Origin of the sequence: Nitrospira sp., from assembly GCA_030653545.1 — a bacterium.
Lineage (GTDB): Bacteria > Nitrospirota > Nitrospiria > Nitrospirales > Nitrospiraceae > Nitrospira_D.
The window spans coordinates 19,665-36,982 of the sequence record JAURZE010000038.1; the positions used below are offsets into that span (position 1 = coordinate 19,665).

The 17,318-nt window shown below is 58.7% G+C and carries 15 protein-coding genes; 3 read left to right on the forward strand and 12 right to left on the reverse strand.

Annotated features, from left to right (window positions below; all coding sequences use genetic code 11):
- Positions 1-8 precede the first annotated feature (8 nt).
- The 10 genes from def to Q7U39_18290 all read right to left on the reverse strand — a co-directional run bounded on the left by def (position 9) and on the right by Q7U39_18290 (position 11,376).
- Positions 9-533: a peptide deformylase gene (gene def / locus Q7U39_18245; GenBank protein ID MDO9119903.1), complete on the reverse strand. Its 525-nt coding sequence runs from the start codon at positions 531-533 to the stop codon at positions 9-11.
- Positions 534-625: 92 nt separating this feature from the next.
- Complete coding sequence (locus tag Q7U39_18250) at positions 626-1,417, reverse strand: HEAT repeat domain-containing protein (protein MDO9119904.1); 792 nt, start codon at positions 1,415-1,417, stop codon at positions 626-628.
- A 25-nt stretch (positions 1,418-1,442) separates the two neighbouring features.
- Positions 1,443-4,523 (reverse strand): CusA/CzcA family heavy metal efflux RND transporter, encoded by a 3,081-nt coding sequence (locus Q7U39_18255; GenBank protein MDO9119905.1) that lies wholly within the window; start codon positions 4,521-4,523, stop codon positions 1,443-1,445.
- A 48-nt stretch (positions 4,524-4,571) separates the two neighbouring features.
- A complete protein-coding gene (locus tag Q7U39_18260) occupies positions 4,572-5,723 on the reverse strand; it encodes an efflux RND transporter periplasmic adaptor subunit (protein MDO9119906.1) in 1,152 nt (383 codons plus the stop codon).
- Entirely contained in the window at positions 5,720-6,910 is a 1,191-nt protein-coding gene (locus tag Q7U39_18265) for a TolC family protein (protein MDO9119907.1), read from the reverse strand. Before Q7U39_18265 ends, Q7U39_18260 begins: the two co-directional genes overlap by 4 nt.
- Before the next feature lie 271 nt (positions 6,911-7,181).
- Complete coding sequence (locus Q7U39_18270; GenBank protein MDO9119908.1) at positions 7,182-8,258, reverse strand: spermidine/putrescine ABC transporter substrate-binding protein; 1,077 nt, start codon at positions 8,256-8,258, stop codon at positions 7,182-7,184.
- Positions 8,259-8,265: 7 nt separating this feature from the next.
- Positions 8,266-9,033 (reverse strand): ABC transporter permease, encoded by a 768-nt coding sequence (locus Q7U39_18275; GenBank protein ID MDO9119909.1) that lies wholly within the window; start codon positions 9,031-9,033, stop codon positions 8,266-8,268.
- Complete coding sequence (locus Q7U39_18280; GenBank protein MDO9119910.1) at positions 9,030-9,923, reverse strand: ABC transporter permease; 894 nt, start codon at positions 9,921-9,923, stop codon at positions 9,030-9,032. Before Q7U39_18280 ends, Q7U39_18275 begins: the two co-directional genes overlap by 4 nt.
- Positions 9,920-11,020, reverse strand: coding sequence for an ABC transporter ATP-binding protein (locus Q7U39_18285; GenBank protein ID MDO9119911.1), 1,101 nt, complete (start codon positions 11,018-11,020; stop codon positions 9,920-9,922). Before Q7U39_18285 ends, Q7U39_18280 begins: the two co-directional genes overlap by 4 nt.
- Before the next feature lie 65 nt (positions 11,021-11,085).
- Complete coding sequence (locus tag Q7U39_18290) at positions 11,086-11,376, reverse strand: hypothetical protein (protein MDO9119912.1); 291 nt, start codon at positions 11,374-11,376, stop codon at positions 11,086-11,088.
- A gap of 120 nt (positions 11,377-11,496) precedes the next feature.
- Between Q7U39_18290 and glgC the strand changes: the two genes are divergently transcribed.
- From glgC to Q7U39_18305, 3 genes are all read left to right on the forward strand, one after another.
- A complete protein-coding gene (gene glgC / locus Q7U39_18295; protein ID MDO9119913.1) occupies positions 11,497-12,735 on the forward strand; it encodes a glucose-1-phosphate adenylyltransferase in 1,239 nt (412 codons plus the stop codon).
- On the forward strand, positions 12,710-14,569 hold the full coding sequence (locus Q7U39_18300) for a helicase-related protein (GenBank protein ID MDO9119914.1): 1,860 nt from the start codon (positions 12,710-12,712) through the stop codon (positions 14,567-14,569). Before glgC ends, Q7U39_18300 begins: the two co-directional genes overlap by 26 nt.
- 61 nt (positions 14,570-14,630) lie before the next feature.
- Positions 14,631-15,698 (forward strand): DEAD/DEAH box helicase, encoded by a 1,068-nt coding sequence (locus Q7U39_18305; GenBank protein MDO9119915.1) that lies wholly within the window; start codon positions 14,631-14,633, stop codon positions 15,696-15,698.
- 27 nt (positions 15,699-15,725) lie between these two features.
- Here the strand turns inward: Q7U39_18305 and Q7U39_18310 are convergent, their stop codons facing one another.
- Both Q7U39_18310 and Q7U39_18315 read right to left on the reverse strand, forming a co-directional pair.
- Positions 15,726-16,727, reverse strand: coding sequence for a hypothetical protein (locus tag Q7U39_18310; GenBank protein MDO9119916.1), 1,002 nt, complete (start codon positions 16,725-16,727; stop codon positions 15,726-15,728).
- The gene (locus tag Q7U39_18315) at positions 16,724-16,990 is read right to left on the reverse strand and encodes a hypothetical protein (protein ID MDO9119917.1); all 267 of its coding nucleotides are present in this window, start codon (positions 16,988-16,990) and stop codon (positions 16,724-16,726) included. The genes Q7U39_18310 and Q7U39_18315 overlap by 4 nt, the downstream gene beginning before the upstream one ends.
- Positions 16,991-17,318 lie beyond the last annotated feature (328 nt).

Consider the following 17,318-nt stretch of genomic DNA (forward strand, 5'->3'; position numbering starts at 1 on the left):
CCGACTCGTCAGATGACGGCGGCGGGATCTTTCTTCCAATACTGGTCGAATTCGGCCAGTTGCGTCAGCGTCGACATGTCCGTCATCCGATCGATGAACAACTTCCCGATCAAATGATCCATCTCATGCTGAATACACACGGCAAACAGGCCGGTGGCCTCGAAATCCAGCGCCTTGCCCTGTCGATCAAGAGCCTTGACGCGAATCAAGGAAGGACGAGTGACCTTTCCCCGCAAGCCATCCACGCTCAGGCAGCCTTCCCAATTTTCCACTTGCTGGGGTCCGTAGAACGCGATCGACGGATTGACCAGCACGGTTTCGGGAAAGTCGCCCTCGCAGGCCATTACCACTAACTGCACAGATCGGGACACTTGCGGAGCGGCCAGCCCAATGCCCGGCTCGTCGTACATCGTCTCCAGCATGTCGTCGATCAAGCGTTGAATATCGAGCGACTTGATCTGACGCGGACCGATGGGATCAGCCTGCCGACGCAGAATGGGATTGCCAAGCTTCGCTATTTTCAAAATCGCCATACGAATGACACTCACTGTCTACAAATTTACATCGCGTATAGGTACCACAGGCCGGTTTTGGCCTGCAACCCACCGGCCTCGGCACGTCGCGATCAGGAACTTTTCCCGGCTCGACGTGGCTCAGGAATCTCAAACGCATCCTTATTCGAAGCCCACCACTCCACCCACTCACTCACCCAGGCCTGCCGATCCTGCTTCGTCGACGTATCCCAATCATGAAACTCGGTTTCATGACGGGTCACAATCCAGAGGGAATGCAACGCCGACATCGCCACGAAACGTTCATCGTCGGTGATCATGGGGATCAGCGTGGGAATCACCGCTTTAAGCCTGACGTAACGCGATTCAAACGCCGCCGCCTTCCGCACTGAGGGATTCTGATCCTTCGACATCACCTCGATCGCCTCAGGCGTTTTCGCCGCATCGAGTCGAATCGCCACACGCAGGGCATGCTCGCGGACGCGCGGGAGTTCGTTCGGATCTTTGGCTGCCTGAAGCAATGCCGGCACGCCGGACACCCCTTTCATCATCGACAGCGTCTCGATCGTGTTGTAGCGAATTCTCGGGCTCGGCATCGTCAGCCCTTTGACCAACGCCGGAACCGACGGCTCTCCTAAATGCACGAACTCCCCCATGGCCCAAAACTCCTGCTTTCCTTCCAACAAGGGAAGCAACGCTTCAGCCCGGGTCATTTCCTCGGGGGTCAGAGGATTCGTATTCGGCGGCACAGACACATCAGGCACATCCTGTTGCTTCGGCGGCGCCTCATAGGGAATTTGGACAAGCACGATAGGATTCTTGGCGCCTGCCCAGAGGTCTACCGGCAACCCGGCGCCAATGGCCAGCGCACACACACCAACTACGATCACAAGACGTCTGCTCATTGTCACAAGTCTCCTCCCCGAGTCGTTACTGTGGTTCTTGCTCGATGATGCCCTCACGGCGATGGGCGAGCTCATATAATACCGGCAACACGACCAAAATCAAAAAGGCCGCCGTCAACATGCCGCCGACCACCACACGAGCCAGCGGCTTTTGCGCTTGCGACCCAATCCCGGTCGCCAGCGCCGCGGGCAACAATCCAATGGCCGCCCCCAACGTCGCCATCAGGATCGGCCGCATCTGCACGTCAGCGCCCTTCCGGACAGCCTCACGAAGACTCAGCCCCGCTTGGCGGAATTCTTCGATTCGCGATATCAGCAGAACCCCGCCAAGAATCGCGACACCCAATGTCGAGATCACGCCGACGGCCGCCGAAATACTAAAATGCGTATCGGTCAACACCAGTGACAGGACCCCTCCGACCAAGGCAAACGGAACCGTCGCCAGAACCAACAATGCGTTCTTGAGTGAATCGAACGTGGTGTAGAGGAGGAACAATATAATCACCAAGCTGATCGGCACCACCTTCGCGAGACGATGCTGCTCATCCTTTAATTGATCGTATTGGCCGGCCCACTCCATGCGATAGCGCTCAGGCAGGACGATCTGCTTGGTCATCAACGCCTGCGCCTCTTCCACCGTGCTTTGGAGATCCCGATCCCGCACACTGAACTTGATCGGGATATAGCGCTCATTGTTCTCCCGATAAATAATAAAGGCTCCGGTTTGCGTCGTGATGCTCGCCACTTGCTTCAGCGGCACTCTGGCACCGCCCGGCGTACTTACCAGAATGTTTCCGATGGCCTCGATATCCTGGCGGAACTCAGGCAGGAATCGAACAACAAGGTCGAACAGCCGCTCTCCTTCATACACCTGCGTGACAGCCTGTCCCCCGACGGCTGCCTGCACCACCGCGTTTACATCCGCCACCTGCAAACCGTAGCGGGCACTGGCTTCACGATCCACTTGAATCAGCAGATTCGGCTGGCCCACCAGACGAAAGATGCCAAGGTCTTTGACACCTTGCACCCCTTGCATCACCCGCTCGATCTCCCCGGCCTTGGCCTCCATTGTTTTGAGATCCGTCCCGAACAGTTTGATGGAGTTTTCGCCTTTGACACCGGACATCGCCTCTTCGACGTTATCCTGAATGACCTGCGAGAAATTGAAAATCACGCCGGGAATATCTTTCAATCGTCCTTCAATTTCCTCAATCAGCTGATCCTTGCTGAGCCCCTGCCGCCACTCTTCCTGGGGCTTCAGATTCGCCAGAAACTCCGCGTTGAAGAAACTCGTTGGATCGGTTCCGTCGTCCGGGCGCCCGAGTTGAGACACAATCGTCGACACTTCCGGAGAATCCCGGAACATGCGGCGTATGTCGCTGGTCAACCGCGCCGCCTGATCGAACGAGATATCGACCGGCATGGTCGCCCGCACCCAGAGATTCCCTTCCTCCAGCGCCGGCATGAATTCTCCACCCAGAAACCGCAATGCCACCATCGTGACCAGCAATGATCCGCCAGCAAACCCGAGGACTGTGGCGCGATGATTCAACGCCCACTCCAGCGTCGCGGAATAGGTGCGCCGAATGCCGCGCACCACGATCGTATCGTCTTCGCTGATCTTCCCTTTCAGCAGGAACGAACACAGCACAGGCGCGAGCGTGAAGGCCATCAACAGGGCGCCGACAAGGGCAAACCCATAGGTGATCGACATGGGCGCGAAGATCTTCCCCGGCACCCCCGTCATCGTGAAGAGCGGAATAAACGCCACCACGATAATCGTCGTGGAATAGAAAATAGGCTGTCCGACCTGCCGGGCGGCCCGCACGATCTGCTGATGCACCGTCAGCCCCGGCGTCTTCGAGTGGGCTAAGTGGAAGAAGATGCTCTCGACCATAATCAATGTCGCATCGACAATAATGCCGAAATCAATGGAACCGAGGGAGATGAGGTTCGCTGACTGGCCGATCAGAATCATCATCGTGAACGTGAACAGCAGAGACATCGGGATCGTGAGCGCGACGATCAGCGCGGCGCGGAAGTGTCCGAGAAAGACCACGAGAATGACAAAAACGAGCACCATCCCGCTGATCAGAATGTCCAACACCGTTTCCACGGTCGTATGGATCAGGTTCGTCCGGTCATAGAAGGTCTTGATCTTGATCCCTTCCGGCAGTTTCCAGCCATTGAGGTCGTCCACCTTTGCACGAACCTGATCCAGCACGGAAAGTGCTTTATACCCGCGTTGGAGGAGGACAACACCCTCGACAACATCGTCCCGATCATCGATCCCGACTTTCCCCAGGCGCACTTGATGGCCCACCGAGACCTTGCCAAGCGTATTCACAAAAATCGGAGTGCCATCCTTCTCCGCCACCATCACGTTCTCGATATCCTGAATATCATTGATCAGGCCCAAGCCACGGATGTTGTAGCTCTGCGCTCCGATCGTCAGATAGTTCCCGCCGACGTTGGCATTGCTGTTGGTCAAGGCCGTCATGACCTGAGAGAGGCTGACCCCGTAACTAATTAATTTTCCCGGATCGATGTCGACGTGATATTCCTTCGTCGTCCCGCCGAAGGTCGTCACATCAATGACGCCAGGCACCCGCTTGAACTCGCGCCGGACCTGCCAGTCTTGAATCGTTTTGAGATCGGTGAGACTTGTGCCCTTGTCGCTGGTCAGTTCATATCGGTAGATTTCGGCGATCGCCCACCAAGGCGATAGTTCCGGCTTCACATTTTGCGGCAAGTCTACCGATCCAAGCCGGTTGAGCACTTCCTGCCGATCTCTAAAGAAGTCGGTATTGAAGTCGAAGTAGATCTTGATATCACTGAGGCCGAAGATCGACAGCGAGCGAATATCGGTCAGACCAGGCATGCCGGTCAGTGCCACTTCAATTGGGATGGTGATTTGTCGCTCCATTTCCTCCGCCGACCAACCAGGATTCTGGGTGATCAGTTCCACCATGGGCGGGGACGGATCGGGATAGGCGACGATGTCGAGGAGGTGGAAGGCGTAGAGCCCGCCGAACAGCAGCATGAACCCCAGCGCGCACAACAGGAATCGCTGCACCAGCGAAATTTCAACCAGCCGTGCAATCATGGAGCAATGGAACTCTGATGCGATGCGGAAAGGTGCGCGCTCACGCGGTTATGTCCCTTTGACTTCTTGCCCCTTGATCAGGACGGCCCCCTTAATCACGATTCGTTGGCCCCGGGTCAGCCCTTCCAACACACGAACCTGATCCATGGAAATATTCGAGATCTTGACTTCGCGTTTCACATAACGATTCGGCTCTTCCACCACATAGACGAATTGCTTCCCGTCAGCTTCGAGCACGGCCTCGCGGGGAACCACAATAAACGGCGTGGCATCGCCGACATCGAGATGGAGCCGGGCAAACATCTCCGGTTTCAGCTTGTGCGGATCGTTATTCACCCAGGCCCGGACTTTAATTGTGCGTGTGGCCGGATCGACCACGTCACCGATAGCGGCCAGAGTGGCAGGGAAGTCGACACCGGGATAGGCTTCCACCGTCACCTTGGCAAACTGCCCTTCCTTCACAAGCGCCAGATCGCGCTCATATAAGTCGGCGAGTACTTGAAGCATGTCTAGGTCCGCCACGGTAAACAGCACTTGCGACGGATCGCCCCCGACCGACTGGCCCGGCGTCACCGCTCGCTCGACCACAATTCCAGTCAACGGGCTCTTCATCTCGAAGCGGGAGGTAATTTTCTGTTTATCCAGCGGCTTCGTCAGCTCATCGGCCGGGACACGCAGAGAGAGCAGCCGCTCTTTCGCCCGGCGGAATTCCGCCCGGGCTTTGACCAGTTCATTCTCGGCCTGCTTCAAATCTTTGAGGGGCATCGCCTTGTTCTCGTACAGATCCTTGGCCAGATCTTGCGCGCGCGTGGCGTACTGGAGTTCGGAATCTTCCTTCACATACTCCGAATAGGCCTGTGCGATATCCGGGCTATCGACGATGAGCAACACATCACCCGCCTTCACCCGATCCCCAAGATGCGCCCGCACTTCAACGACGCGGCCCTGTAACGGGGAGGAAATCTTGGAATATCGATCTTCTCCGTAGGCTACCTTCCCCGACAGTGTCAGCGCCTGGTGCGACGGACTGAATTCCACTACCGCCGTTTCGACCCGCGGTTGCGATGCTGCAGGAGCCGGAGCGGTCTTCGCGAGCGGGGCCGTGACCGAATCAGATGGCGAGGGTTGGTCGGATTTCCCACAGCCCGAGAGGATAAGGAGCGCCAGCGCGATGGCCAGCGGCGCCAATTGAGCACTCATAACGATATCTCCTGCCCCACCGCACTCTCCAGTTGAATCACGTTGCGCTGATAATTGAAGAGAGCCTCGAAATAGTTCTGTTGAATCGTTCTGGATGTCCGAGCCGCATCGAGCAGATCCAGGATCGTCGCCCCGCCCCGCTCATAAGCCCGCTCCACAATCGTGAAGGTTGAGCGGGCATCCTCCAAGACACCTCCAAGAAAGGCCTCCACCAGTCGCCGGCTTTGGAGGAGATTCTTGTAGGCCACATCCACCTCATTTTCAACCTGGTTCAGCGTCTTACTCAGGTCGGCCTCGGCCGTCTGCACCGCCACCTCTGCTTGAATGATACCGCCCTGATTGCGATTGAACAATGGCAGCGGAACCCCCAGGCTGAGCGCCACCTGTCCGGGATTGTCTGGCCCCTTCGGCCCCTGAAAGGAATAGCCAGCGCCGACCGTGACGTCCGGAATCCGGTAGGCCTTGGCCAGACGAAGATCCGCTTCGCGCTGGGACATAATGAACCGTTTAGAACGCACATCCGGTCGCGCATCCAGCGCCACGGTCCGGAGTCGACCGATGTCCGGATCAACGCGCTTGTAGTCGAACTCCGAGGTCAGCTCAAGGACAGTCGCCGGCGAAACCCGAAGCAACTGGCGAAGATCTGCCCGCGCTGTCTCCCCTTCCTGAACCGATTGAATGACTTGCGATTGAAAATCGATGAATTGCAGGCGAATCCTGATCAAGTCGACTTCCGCGATGTAGCCTTTTTTGAAACGGATCGTATTCACATCAAGAATGCGCGAAAACCGGTCTCGATTTTCCTCAGCCAACGCCAAGCGCCGCTGTGCCAACTGCGTACGGTTATAGACATCTTTCACCGTAAACGTGAGCTGACGCACGGCATCTTCGAAAGCGGCCTCAACAGACTGGGTGCCGAATGCCGCGCTTTCAATCCGATACCCGCGCTTGCCGGCCAGCTCGAACAACTGCTGAATCTGGCTGATAATGGCTCCGCTGTTGCCGATTGTTCTCCCTTGGGTAAAGGCGCTCAACGTCCCGATCGACGCGACTGGGTTTGGAAACAGCCTGGCGGTGATCTGCTGGCCCTTCGCTGATTCGATCCCGAATTTGGCCATGAGCAGATCGAGATTCTGGCGGAGGAAAAGCGCCACCGTTTCATCAAGACTCAGACGAAGAGCCGGCACCGGCGGGATTGAACTCAGAGACTTTGTCGGGCTATCGGCAGCATCCACAAGCGAATCTGCCGATACAGGAAGTACGAACGCACAGAAACACATGAGGAGGATTCTGCCAAGCGGCGCCCCCATCAACCCACGCTTATTCAATTGCATCGATTCGTATCTGCCCACGTCCCCACACATGTCCGGTGAGTTGCAGCGAGAGGATGAATTCTGAAGAAAGACAACCACATTATACTGATTTCTTCAGCACTTGCAACGTGATCCTGCTACCCGGCTACCGCATTTTGAGCTCTGTCCAAGCCCGATCATACGTGCGCATCGCCTTCCCCACATCCCCCATCCATTCCATCCTCGGAATCAGCTCGGCCGGAGGATACACGGCTGGATTTTCAAGAATATCTTTGTTGATCCATGCCCGGGCCTCACGGTTCGATGCGGCAAAGAGCAATCGTTCAGCTGTCCGTGCCGCCGCGCGCGCATCGATCAGAAAATTGATGAACTGCATGGCCAACGCCTTGTTCGGTGACGCACGAAGAACCACGAGGCAATCGGCCCAAATGGTCCCACCCTCCTTGGGGACCACATAGCGAATCGACGGCCGATCGCGCATCGCCCGCGCGACCGGGCCGCCCCATCCTTGCGCCAGCACCACGTCGCCGGATGCTAAGAGCTGATCGTAGTGTTCACTCGCATAGGTTTTCACCAGCGGTTTCTGAGCGATCAGCTTTTGCTTGGCCGCTTCGATCAGCGTGGAATCGGTGGTATTCATCGATTGTCCCATCGAACGCAGGACGGCTCCGAAGACCTCCCGCTGATCGTTCAACATGCTAATCCGACCTCGATAGCGGCTATCCCACAGAATGTCCCAGCTGTCCGGCGGGGGTGTCACCACGGCCGAATCGTAGCCGATTCCCACCGTACCCCAGAGATACGGCACGGCATAGCGATGCGTCGGGTCGAAGGCCGGATGCTGGAGATGCGGCTCAAGCGCCTTCAGATTCGGCAGGGCGGGTAAGTCCAGCTCGGCCAGCATCCCTTGCGCAGCCATGATCGAGACCATGAAGTCCGAGGGAACGGTCACATCGTATCCGGAAGCCCCGCCCTGGAGCTTGGCCAGCAACTCCTCATTGCTGCTGAACGTATCCACAACGACCTTGACGCCATGCGCCTGCTCAAACTCATGAATCAACTCAGGGCTGACGTAGTCCGACCAGGTGAAATAGTGCAGCGTCGCCATCGCACCGGTGCCGCCCTGCTGATTGGTCTCCCGCCCCCGGTCGCACCCGCTGCATATGAAGAGACAAATTGCTGCCCACCCTAGAAGTTTGACGAGATGCCTGGAGACAGACATGGCCACGCTACCGCCGTTGGTAGAGAAGGGACAAACCGACCAGTCCCATAGACGACAAGACCAACACGGAAGACAGAGCATTGATCTCCGGAGAGAGGCCCGACTTAATCATCGAATACACCTTGAGCGGCAAGGTGGTGGCGCCGGGGCCGGCGACGAAGAACGTCACAATGAAGTCGTCGAGCGAAATCGTAAACGCCAGGAGCGCAGCCCCCAGCACAGCCGGACGCACCAACGGCCAGGTCACCCGGTAAAACGTCTGCCATGCCGACGCGCCGAGATCGCTCGCCGCCTCTTCCAATCGCGGATCGAGCTTCTGCAACCTGGCCCGCACCATTACAATAACCACCGGCAGATTGAATGCGGCATGCCCCATGACGACCGTAGCCAGACCCAGCGGCCATCGAATCATCACAAAGAATAGTAACAGCGCCACACCCATCATCACTTCAGGAAGCACGAGTGGCAGCAAAAAGATCGTGTCCAACGCCTGCCTGCCACGCCCCCTCAGGCGCTCTAATCCCATCGCGGCCGGCACGCCAAGGAGCACCACAAGACTTGTAGACAGCACCGCAACCCAGAGCGAATTCACCGCAGCGTCCAATAAGGCTTCGTCATGCCACAGCACCCCGTACCAGTGCCACGAGAACCCCTGCCACACCGCCGACAAACGTGACGCATTAAATGAGAACACCACCAGCACGATGATCGGCAGATAGAGGAACGCCATGCCGAGTCCGCTGATGCCACGCAGCCAGAACCCCTGCCCTCTCATTGCTCGCCTCGCCGGCCGGCCTGCGGCAATTGTGCGTTGAAGTACCACAGCAGGTTGCCCATCACAATGAGCATGAGCACGATGGACAACGCCGAGCCCAGCGGCCAGTCCCGCGCCACCAAATACTCATGCTGAATCAGATTCCCCACCATCATGCTGCGCGCGCCCCCGAGCAGATCCGGCGTCAAGTACGCGCCCAGCGAGGGGATAAACACCAGCACACAGCCGGCAATGATTCCGGGCTTCGCCAGCGGAATCAGCACCCGACGAAACAGCGACCACCGGTCCGCATAGAGATCCCAGGCCGCTTCGATCAAGGCCGGGTCAATCCGTTCAATGGCCGCGTAGAGCGGCAAGACCATAAACGGCAGATACCCATAGACCAGGCCAAGAAGGACCGCCTGATTGGAATAGAGCAGGTCGAGCGGCGTCGAGATCAGATGCCATTGCATGAGCACGGTATTCAGCAGCCCTTCGGTCCGCAGAATAAAGATCCAGGCATACGTCCGCACCAGGAAGTTGGTCCAAAAAGGAATCATGATGAGCACCAGCCACAAGGCCTGTCGCCGCGGCGGCAGCCGGGCGATGTAGTACGCCAGGGGAAATCCAAGCGCGAGGCATAGCCCCGTGGTCACCCCGGCGAGGAACAGCGACTGTCCGAAGATCCGCCCATAGAGGGGATGCAGCAGGTCGCGATAGTTGTCCAGACTGAACTCCCACAGGACTCCCCCGTAGGTGCCGCGCGTGGCAAGACTCACCGCCAGAACGACGACCATCGGGAGCAGACAGAAGACGATGGTCCACAGCAGGCCGGGACCGAGCAGTCGCCAAGCCCGAAAGCGGGAACCAAGACCGGCCGCAGTCTCTGTTGAAGATGACCTTGGATTCATGTCAGGGGGATCACCACTCCATCAGTTGAATTCCACTGCAGCGAGACAGGCGCCCCGACCGCAAACGGGCGACTCCCTGACCCGGCATTCAAGGCCTGAATGGTCCAGCGCACTGACGGTCCGATCCGCACAACCCCCTGCCATTCACTGCCGATGTAACGCATCGTTTCGACCACGCCATAGAGACAATTCGCCCCGGCAACCGCAACATGACCCGGCATGATGCGAATGCGCTCAGGCCTGACCGTCAGCACGACCTGTATGCCCGGCTTGAGGCCTGTAGGAACCGACACGCGAATCCCCCGCGGCGGGGGGATGTCACCCGGCATGAGGGTCCCTTCCCCGGCTTGAACATCGGACAACGTACCGGACACCTCATTGCTCACTCCGACGAATCGCGCCACGAACAGATTCTCGGGGCGCTCATAGAGGTCCTCCGGCCGCCCGACTTGCATCACCCGTCCCTGCTGCATGACCGCCAGCCGGTCGGACAACGCCAACGCCTCCTCCTGGTGATGCGTGACACACACAAAGGTCAGCCCCACGTGCGCCTGGATGGTTTTGAGCTCGGTTTGCATTTGCTGTCGGAGCTGCTGATCCAGCGCGGCCAGGGGCTCATCCAGCAGAACGACCGCAGGCCGATTGACGAGTGCCCGAGCGAGCGCCACCCGTTGCTGTTCGCCCCCTGAGAGCTGACCCGGCAGACGGTCCCGCTTCTCGCTCAACCGGACCAGTTCCAGCGTGGCTCCAACCCGCTCGACGATCTCGCCGTGCGGCACGCGCTTCATCTCGAGGCCGAAGGCCACATTCTCTGCAACCGACATATGGGGAAAGAGTGCGTAGGATTGAAAGACAAGATTCACCGGCCGGCGATTCGGCGGAACCCCCGCCATCGATCGGCCGTCGATGAGAATGTCACCGGCATCGGGCGTTTCAAAGCCGGCCAGCGTTCTGAGGAGTGACGTCTTCCCGGCCCCGCTGGGGCCGAGGAGTGAAAAGAATTCCCCGCGGCTGATCTGCAGGGACACATGGTCGACGGCAAGCGTCGCCCCGTGACGCTTGACCAGGGCTCGAATGTCGATGCTCAGGTCAGCCACGGCTCCGGAATCCTATGTCGGGGAACAGCACCGAGGGACACAGGGGCGAGGAACGCCCCGCAGGCTCAACTATCCAGTCCGACCTTGGCACTCCCGTCACGGAGATGCTTCCGGACGCGCACTTTTTCGTGATGCTTTCGCAAGAGCTGCTGCCGGATGACATTCCGGTCTTCCGCGACAATCCGCACCAACCGGTCCACATCTTCGGCATGGTCGCGGACCAATTCGGTGAGCTTTTGCAGCTGGGCTTCCAACCGCTCCACCCGCCAGGAAACGCTTTCGGTTTCCACGACCTGTTTGCTCACGGCCTTGCCGTTCTTGCGGGGAAGCGCGGCAACAATCAAATCACGTTTCATAGGAACTCCTTTAGTCCTCAGACCCACCGCGTATCGGGGGTAGTATTGTCTCTGCGGTTCCCGAAGTCAATCATTCCCCTTTCTTTCCATTTTAGTGCCGTCCTGCTACAATCCGGCGCCATGAATAATATCTTCACGATGATCCTCGCCGGGGGCAAGGGCGAGCGGCTCTCTCCGCTCACGGAACAACGCGCCAAGCCAGCGGTCCCCTTCGGCGGGAAGTACCGTATCATCGACTTTGCGCTGAGCAACTGCCTGAACTCCGGCCTGCGTCGGATCGCCGTTCTGATTCAATACAAATCACACTCGCTGGACAAGCACATCCGGAGCGGATGGAATATTTTGAACGCGGAGCTCGGCGAGTACATCGCGTCGGTCCCTCCGCAGCAGCGCATCAGCGAAGAGTGGTACCGGGGCACTGCCGATGCCGTATACCAGAACCTGTTCCTTCTCGATACCGAGCAGGCCGACTATCTTCTGATTCTGGCGGGCGACCACATTTACAAGATGAACTATGCCGAGATGTTCCACTGGCTGCTGGCCAAAGGGGCCGACGTCGTCGTGGGCGCCCTCGATATTCCCGTTGAGGACGCCACGCGCTTCGGCGTCATCAGCGTGGATCCTGATCTGCGCATCAATCGCTTCGATGAAAAGCCGAAGCACCCTACACCGATCCCCGGAGATCCGACACACGCCTTTGCCTCCATGGGCATCTACCTCTTCAAGACCGAGGCGCTCAAAAAGCATTTGATCGCCGATTCCCAGGAAGGCACGGCCCACGACTTCGGCAAGAACATCATCCCGCGCATGATTCAGGAAGGCCGGGTCTATGCCTTCAAGTTTCAGGACGAGAACAAGAAGGCCGTGAAGTACTGGCGGGACATCGGAACCCTCGACGCCTACTGGGAAGCGAACATGGATCTGGTCGCCGTCGACCCCCTGTTTAATCTCTACGATCCCAAATGGCCAATCCGCACCTATCAAGGCCAGTTCCCTCCGGCGAAGTTTGTGTTCGCGCAGGATTATCAGGGCGGCCGCATGGGCGTTGCCCTGGACTCCGTGGTCTGCGGAGGCTGTATCGTCTCCGGCGGGCGCGTCCAGAATTCCGTGCTCTCCCCGAACGTGCGAGTCCTGGATCACGCCGAGGTGCGCGAATCGATCGTGATGGAGAATGTGGTGATCGGTGAACACAGCCGCATCCGCCGGGCGATTATCGACAAAGACGTGATCATCCCGCCCCATACGGAAATCGGGTACGATCGGGAGGCCGACGCCCGGCGATTCACCGTCACGGAATCAGGCCTGGTCGTCATCTCAAAGGGAATGAAGTTGCATGCCTCCCTCGATTCATCCGGTTGATCTCATCGCCGCGCTTCGCGAGAAATCGCTGACGCCGGCGATCGTCTTTCTCACCTCACGCCGTGCCTGCGACGAAGCCATGGAGGCGTTCGATCACGCCCACACCGTGCTCCCGCCGGTGCGCCAGCAAGCCATCGCCGCCGCGCTTGAGCGGGTCATCGCCCAATATCCCAGCATCGCTGAACACCCCTTGATTCCGACCGTCCAGCGGATCGGCGTGGCGGCCCATCACGCCGGCCATCTCCCGTCCTGGAAGATTGCGATCGAAGAGTTGATGCGGCAGGGCTGCCTCGACGCGGTCTTTGCGACCACGACATTGGCCGCCGGTGTCGACTTTCCGGCGCGCACTGTCGTGATCACGCAATCCAGCATCCGGAAGGCCCGGGACTTCATGGATCTGACCATCGGGGAAGTGCAGCAGATTGCCGGACGGGCCGGCCGCCGCGGCAAAGATTACGTCGGATTCGCCGTCGTGACCCCGTCTCCCTATATCGATCTGGAAGTGCTGACCAAGGGGTTTACCGGAAATCCGGAAGCCATCGACAGCCAATTCACCATCAGTTATCCGATGGTCCTCAATCTCTTGAAAGCGCACCCCCACGAGCAGATTCAGGCGATTCTGGCCAAGAGCTTTGCCCAGTTCCAGCTCAACCAGCGTGCGAATGTGCTCGAAGGAAAACTGGACGTCCTGCACACGCAAATGGAGCCCTTCGGCCCGCGTGTCTGCACGGACTGGATTACCCAGTGGCACACGTTCGATCAAGCCCGGCGGCAAAAACCCCATCGACACCAGATCGCTCGCCACGAATCTCCCGAAGTCACGGCTCGATTTCACTTCATGACGACAGGCCGTGTGGTCGGGCTCAATAAAGGACGGGGCATCGTCTTGCGCCAATACCGGAGCAAGGGACAAAAAAGCCCGATGGTCACCGTGTTGCGGGCCGGTGGAGCCGTCACCGAATCCCCTGCCGGCATCGTCACCGATGTGTTCGATCGCCTCTTCGAATGCACGGAGCAGCAAGGCTATCCCTGGTGCACCCCCGAATCGTTCGATGAATTGCTCTACCAGTTGACGGAATTGCCGACCAGGCTGCCGCTGCTGCCGATTCTGGTCTCAAAAGAATCGGAACTGATTCCCGACGCGATCGTGCAAACCCTGGGCGACTTCCCCTGCCCGACTTGTTCCTCGCGCCCGGCATGCCAAAAAGACTACCTGGTGGCCTCCCGCCTGCGGCAGGAACAACAGCGCCACATCAAATCGATCCAGGCGCTGCGCACCAGTTTGTGGCACCGGTTCCAAGAGCGGATCGAAGTGCTGCAGAAATTCGGCTACCTGAGCCCCACCTCGCACTTGACGGACGACGGCGAATGGGCGCGACTCATCCGCATCGATCATTCCCTGCTCATCACTGAATTGATCCGGGCCGAGGCCTTTGCCGGCGCGGACCCGGCCGTGCTCACCGGCGTGATGGCCAGCATCGCCCACGACGACGACCGGCCCGGAGCCTTCCCGCGGGTCAGCACCGGACTCAGCTCGCTGCTTGGGCAAGTCCGCAAACTGGCAGAAAGCCTCTCGCCCTACGAAGATCCCCCGTTGCTGCGCGCGGACATCGCCGCAGTCGCCGAGCGCTGGGTGTCTGACCCGAGTCTGACCTGGATCGGCCTCTGCCGCTCGACCACCATGGCGGAGGGTGACATCTATCGCCTGCTTGCCCGAACACTCGAATTCCTCTCGCAGTTGCACACCCTGCGTTCTACCCATCCCGGGCTGGCAGACTCAGCGTCCCAGGCCATCACACTGATACGCCGCGGCGTGCTGGAGGAATTGCCATGACGATCAGCGAGACATACCCTTCACGCCTTTCTCGCAAGTCCCGCACAAGGATATTGTTGCAATGACCACTGACGAACTGACACAACTCTTAGTCCAGCAACCGATCGCCGTCCTCCATAAACTATCGCGCGGACGCGTACACCGACACTTTCGGGCAGGCAAACGCCGTCTTATCGAACTGCTGCTGCAACACTCGTCACAAAACCTCGCTGGCCTCGAGTCCGACTTACAAGCGCTCATCGGCGAACGGCAAACACACGCACAAGTCGCCCCGGCGCCGACCCGACCGACGGCGCCGCGACACACCGCTCCTCCTCCAAGCAGAAGGCCGCATCGCGCGCATGAACCGGAATCCACCGATCCGGGGGTTTCACTGGCAGCCTGGCTGGAAGGGCTCGGCGTGCCGAGTCCGCAACCCTTTGTCCCGGATCCCTGGCAGGAAGACGCGCTGGCAGGACTAGCAGAGACAGACGTGGTGGTGAGTGTACCGACCGGGAGCGGAAAAACCTTTGTGGCTGTGGAAGCCGCGCGGCGCGCGATGGACGAGAACCGGACGGTCATCTACACATCCCCGCTGAAAGCGCTCTCGAATACGAAGTTCACCGAATTCTCCAAGATCTTCGGCAGCGACCGCGTCGGCATTCTGACAGGGGACCGGCAGGACAACAGTCAGGCCCCCATCCTCATCATGACCACGGAAATTCTCCGCAACCTGCTCTACGACGCAGCCAGCGGCGAAATCGATGTGCGGTTGGATACGCTCGGGCTGGTGATCTTAGACGAATCGCAATATCTGGCAGATCCGGAACGGGGTGTCGTGTGGGAAGAGACCATCATCTTCTGTCCCTCGCAAGCGAAGCTGCTGTTACTCTCCGCCTCGATCGGCAATCCCCAGGATATCGCCGACTGGCTCACATCCATCCGGCCCTCTCCCTGCCGCCTGGTCCGCCATAGCAAACGCACCGTGCCGCTGCGGGCGGGCTTTCTCCACCCCAACGGCAAGCTCACCCCGCTCTTCCGCACCGCCGGGATTCCGTACGGCCAGCCGGGACAACTCCACCCGGAGGCGAAACGGCTGTTCCTGCAATATGAAGAGGACACGCTGCCGTCCGGACGCCCGCGACGTTGACGACAGTGCTTTCTGTTTTGTATACGGCTAGAAGGCTGCAGTGAGTCCAATCGTGGCCCCGTGGCGGATCGTCTGAAACTCCCGAAGCGGGGCTGTTTCTGACGTCGATCCCACCGGATGATTTTCCCATGTCCCCGTAAAAGTCCGGTTCCACCAGAGGCGATAGCCCATGGTCAGCGCGACATTTCTCGCCAGCATGAATTTCATCCCCGCATCAGCATTGGCGCTCATCCCTAGTCCCCACATCGTAAAACTAGGACGTTGTAGGTCAGAACGCAGTTCATGTCGATCTTCGTTATAGACAATGCTGATCGGGCTCGCCGCGAGTTTTCCCTCAAGGCTAAACCACCGGGTAAGTCGATACTCCGATTGAGCGCCCACACGGAAGGGGGTAATCCAATGTGTGGTATTGACGATCGCCAGGGCCCCTTGATTGCTCACCGTCCCGGCAGCACTGCAAGTAAAGACGCCCGACGGATTGCAGACTTCCTGGCGAACGCTTCGCGCCTCGTACTTCGTTCTCCAGTATTGGAATCCACCAAACACATCCACAGATCCTCGGTTACCCGAAAACTCTACGACCCGCTGGCCTCCATCAAGATTGAGATACCAGGTCCCGTGGCCGGTCGTGTCACTGGTGGTTCGCGAAAATAGACGCTGACCGCCCGTCGAAAGATAGTCATCATCGGTCATCTTCCCGCGATCGAAATCGACCGAAAACCCCACTTCACCGCGCATAAACCAGCGCCTCGACAAATTAATCTTGGCCCCCAGCTCCATGATCTGCGTATTGTTATCTTTGTAGGTCAGCTTCGAGGTGGGATTGCCCAATCGCGAATCGAGCCCCGAAGCATCGTGACTCCACTTCGTTTCGCCATTCGTGAACATCCAAGATCTGAGCGACAGCTCGACCCGCTGCCGGGACGCTGGCTCAACCTCTTCAGCCGAGGACAATACCGGAACAGACAGGAGGCTCATCCCAATCACAATTCCCAAGATGGCACCCTTGCGCATCGTAGATTGACTCACCGTCTCATCCCTCCCCGCTGAATGACCACCGTATCGACGCACCGCTCGACCGTTTCCGGCATAACCCGCTGACAAGCCGCCCGGATATCCGCCTCATTGTGCTGCCGTTGGATCACGAAAGAAAACCACACCAGCCAGGTACCGATGGCCGCAACCAGGATCGTGCCGACAAGGAACACGCCCCACAGTCTCCAGGAATTCCCGCGAGACAAGCAGATGCTTCCGTCACCATGGCCGTGTGGTTCAGTTTGATGTATTTGCATAGTTGGCCTTTCTCCGTCCGATTTCTTCACAACGGAGAATCTTTCGAATCATACCCGAGCACCTTGCCGCTGAATAGCCTTTTGCTCATCCGCGCCAGTGCCCCATACGCTGACAATCGGTTCCCGAGATCATGCCCAGCGCTTACAGATGGCCAACGCTGCTCTCGCCAGTCTTCGATCAAATACCCAGACTGACTGCAATCCTAGGCCTGTCGCAAAGGCTCTCCATGATTTTCACCTCTCAATTCGCCGGTGAAGGCCACCGAGTACAATCCTACAGCCGGCCAATCGGCTCTCCGTGCCGCCGCGAGTCGCACCACATTGTCAC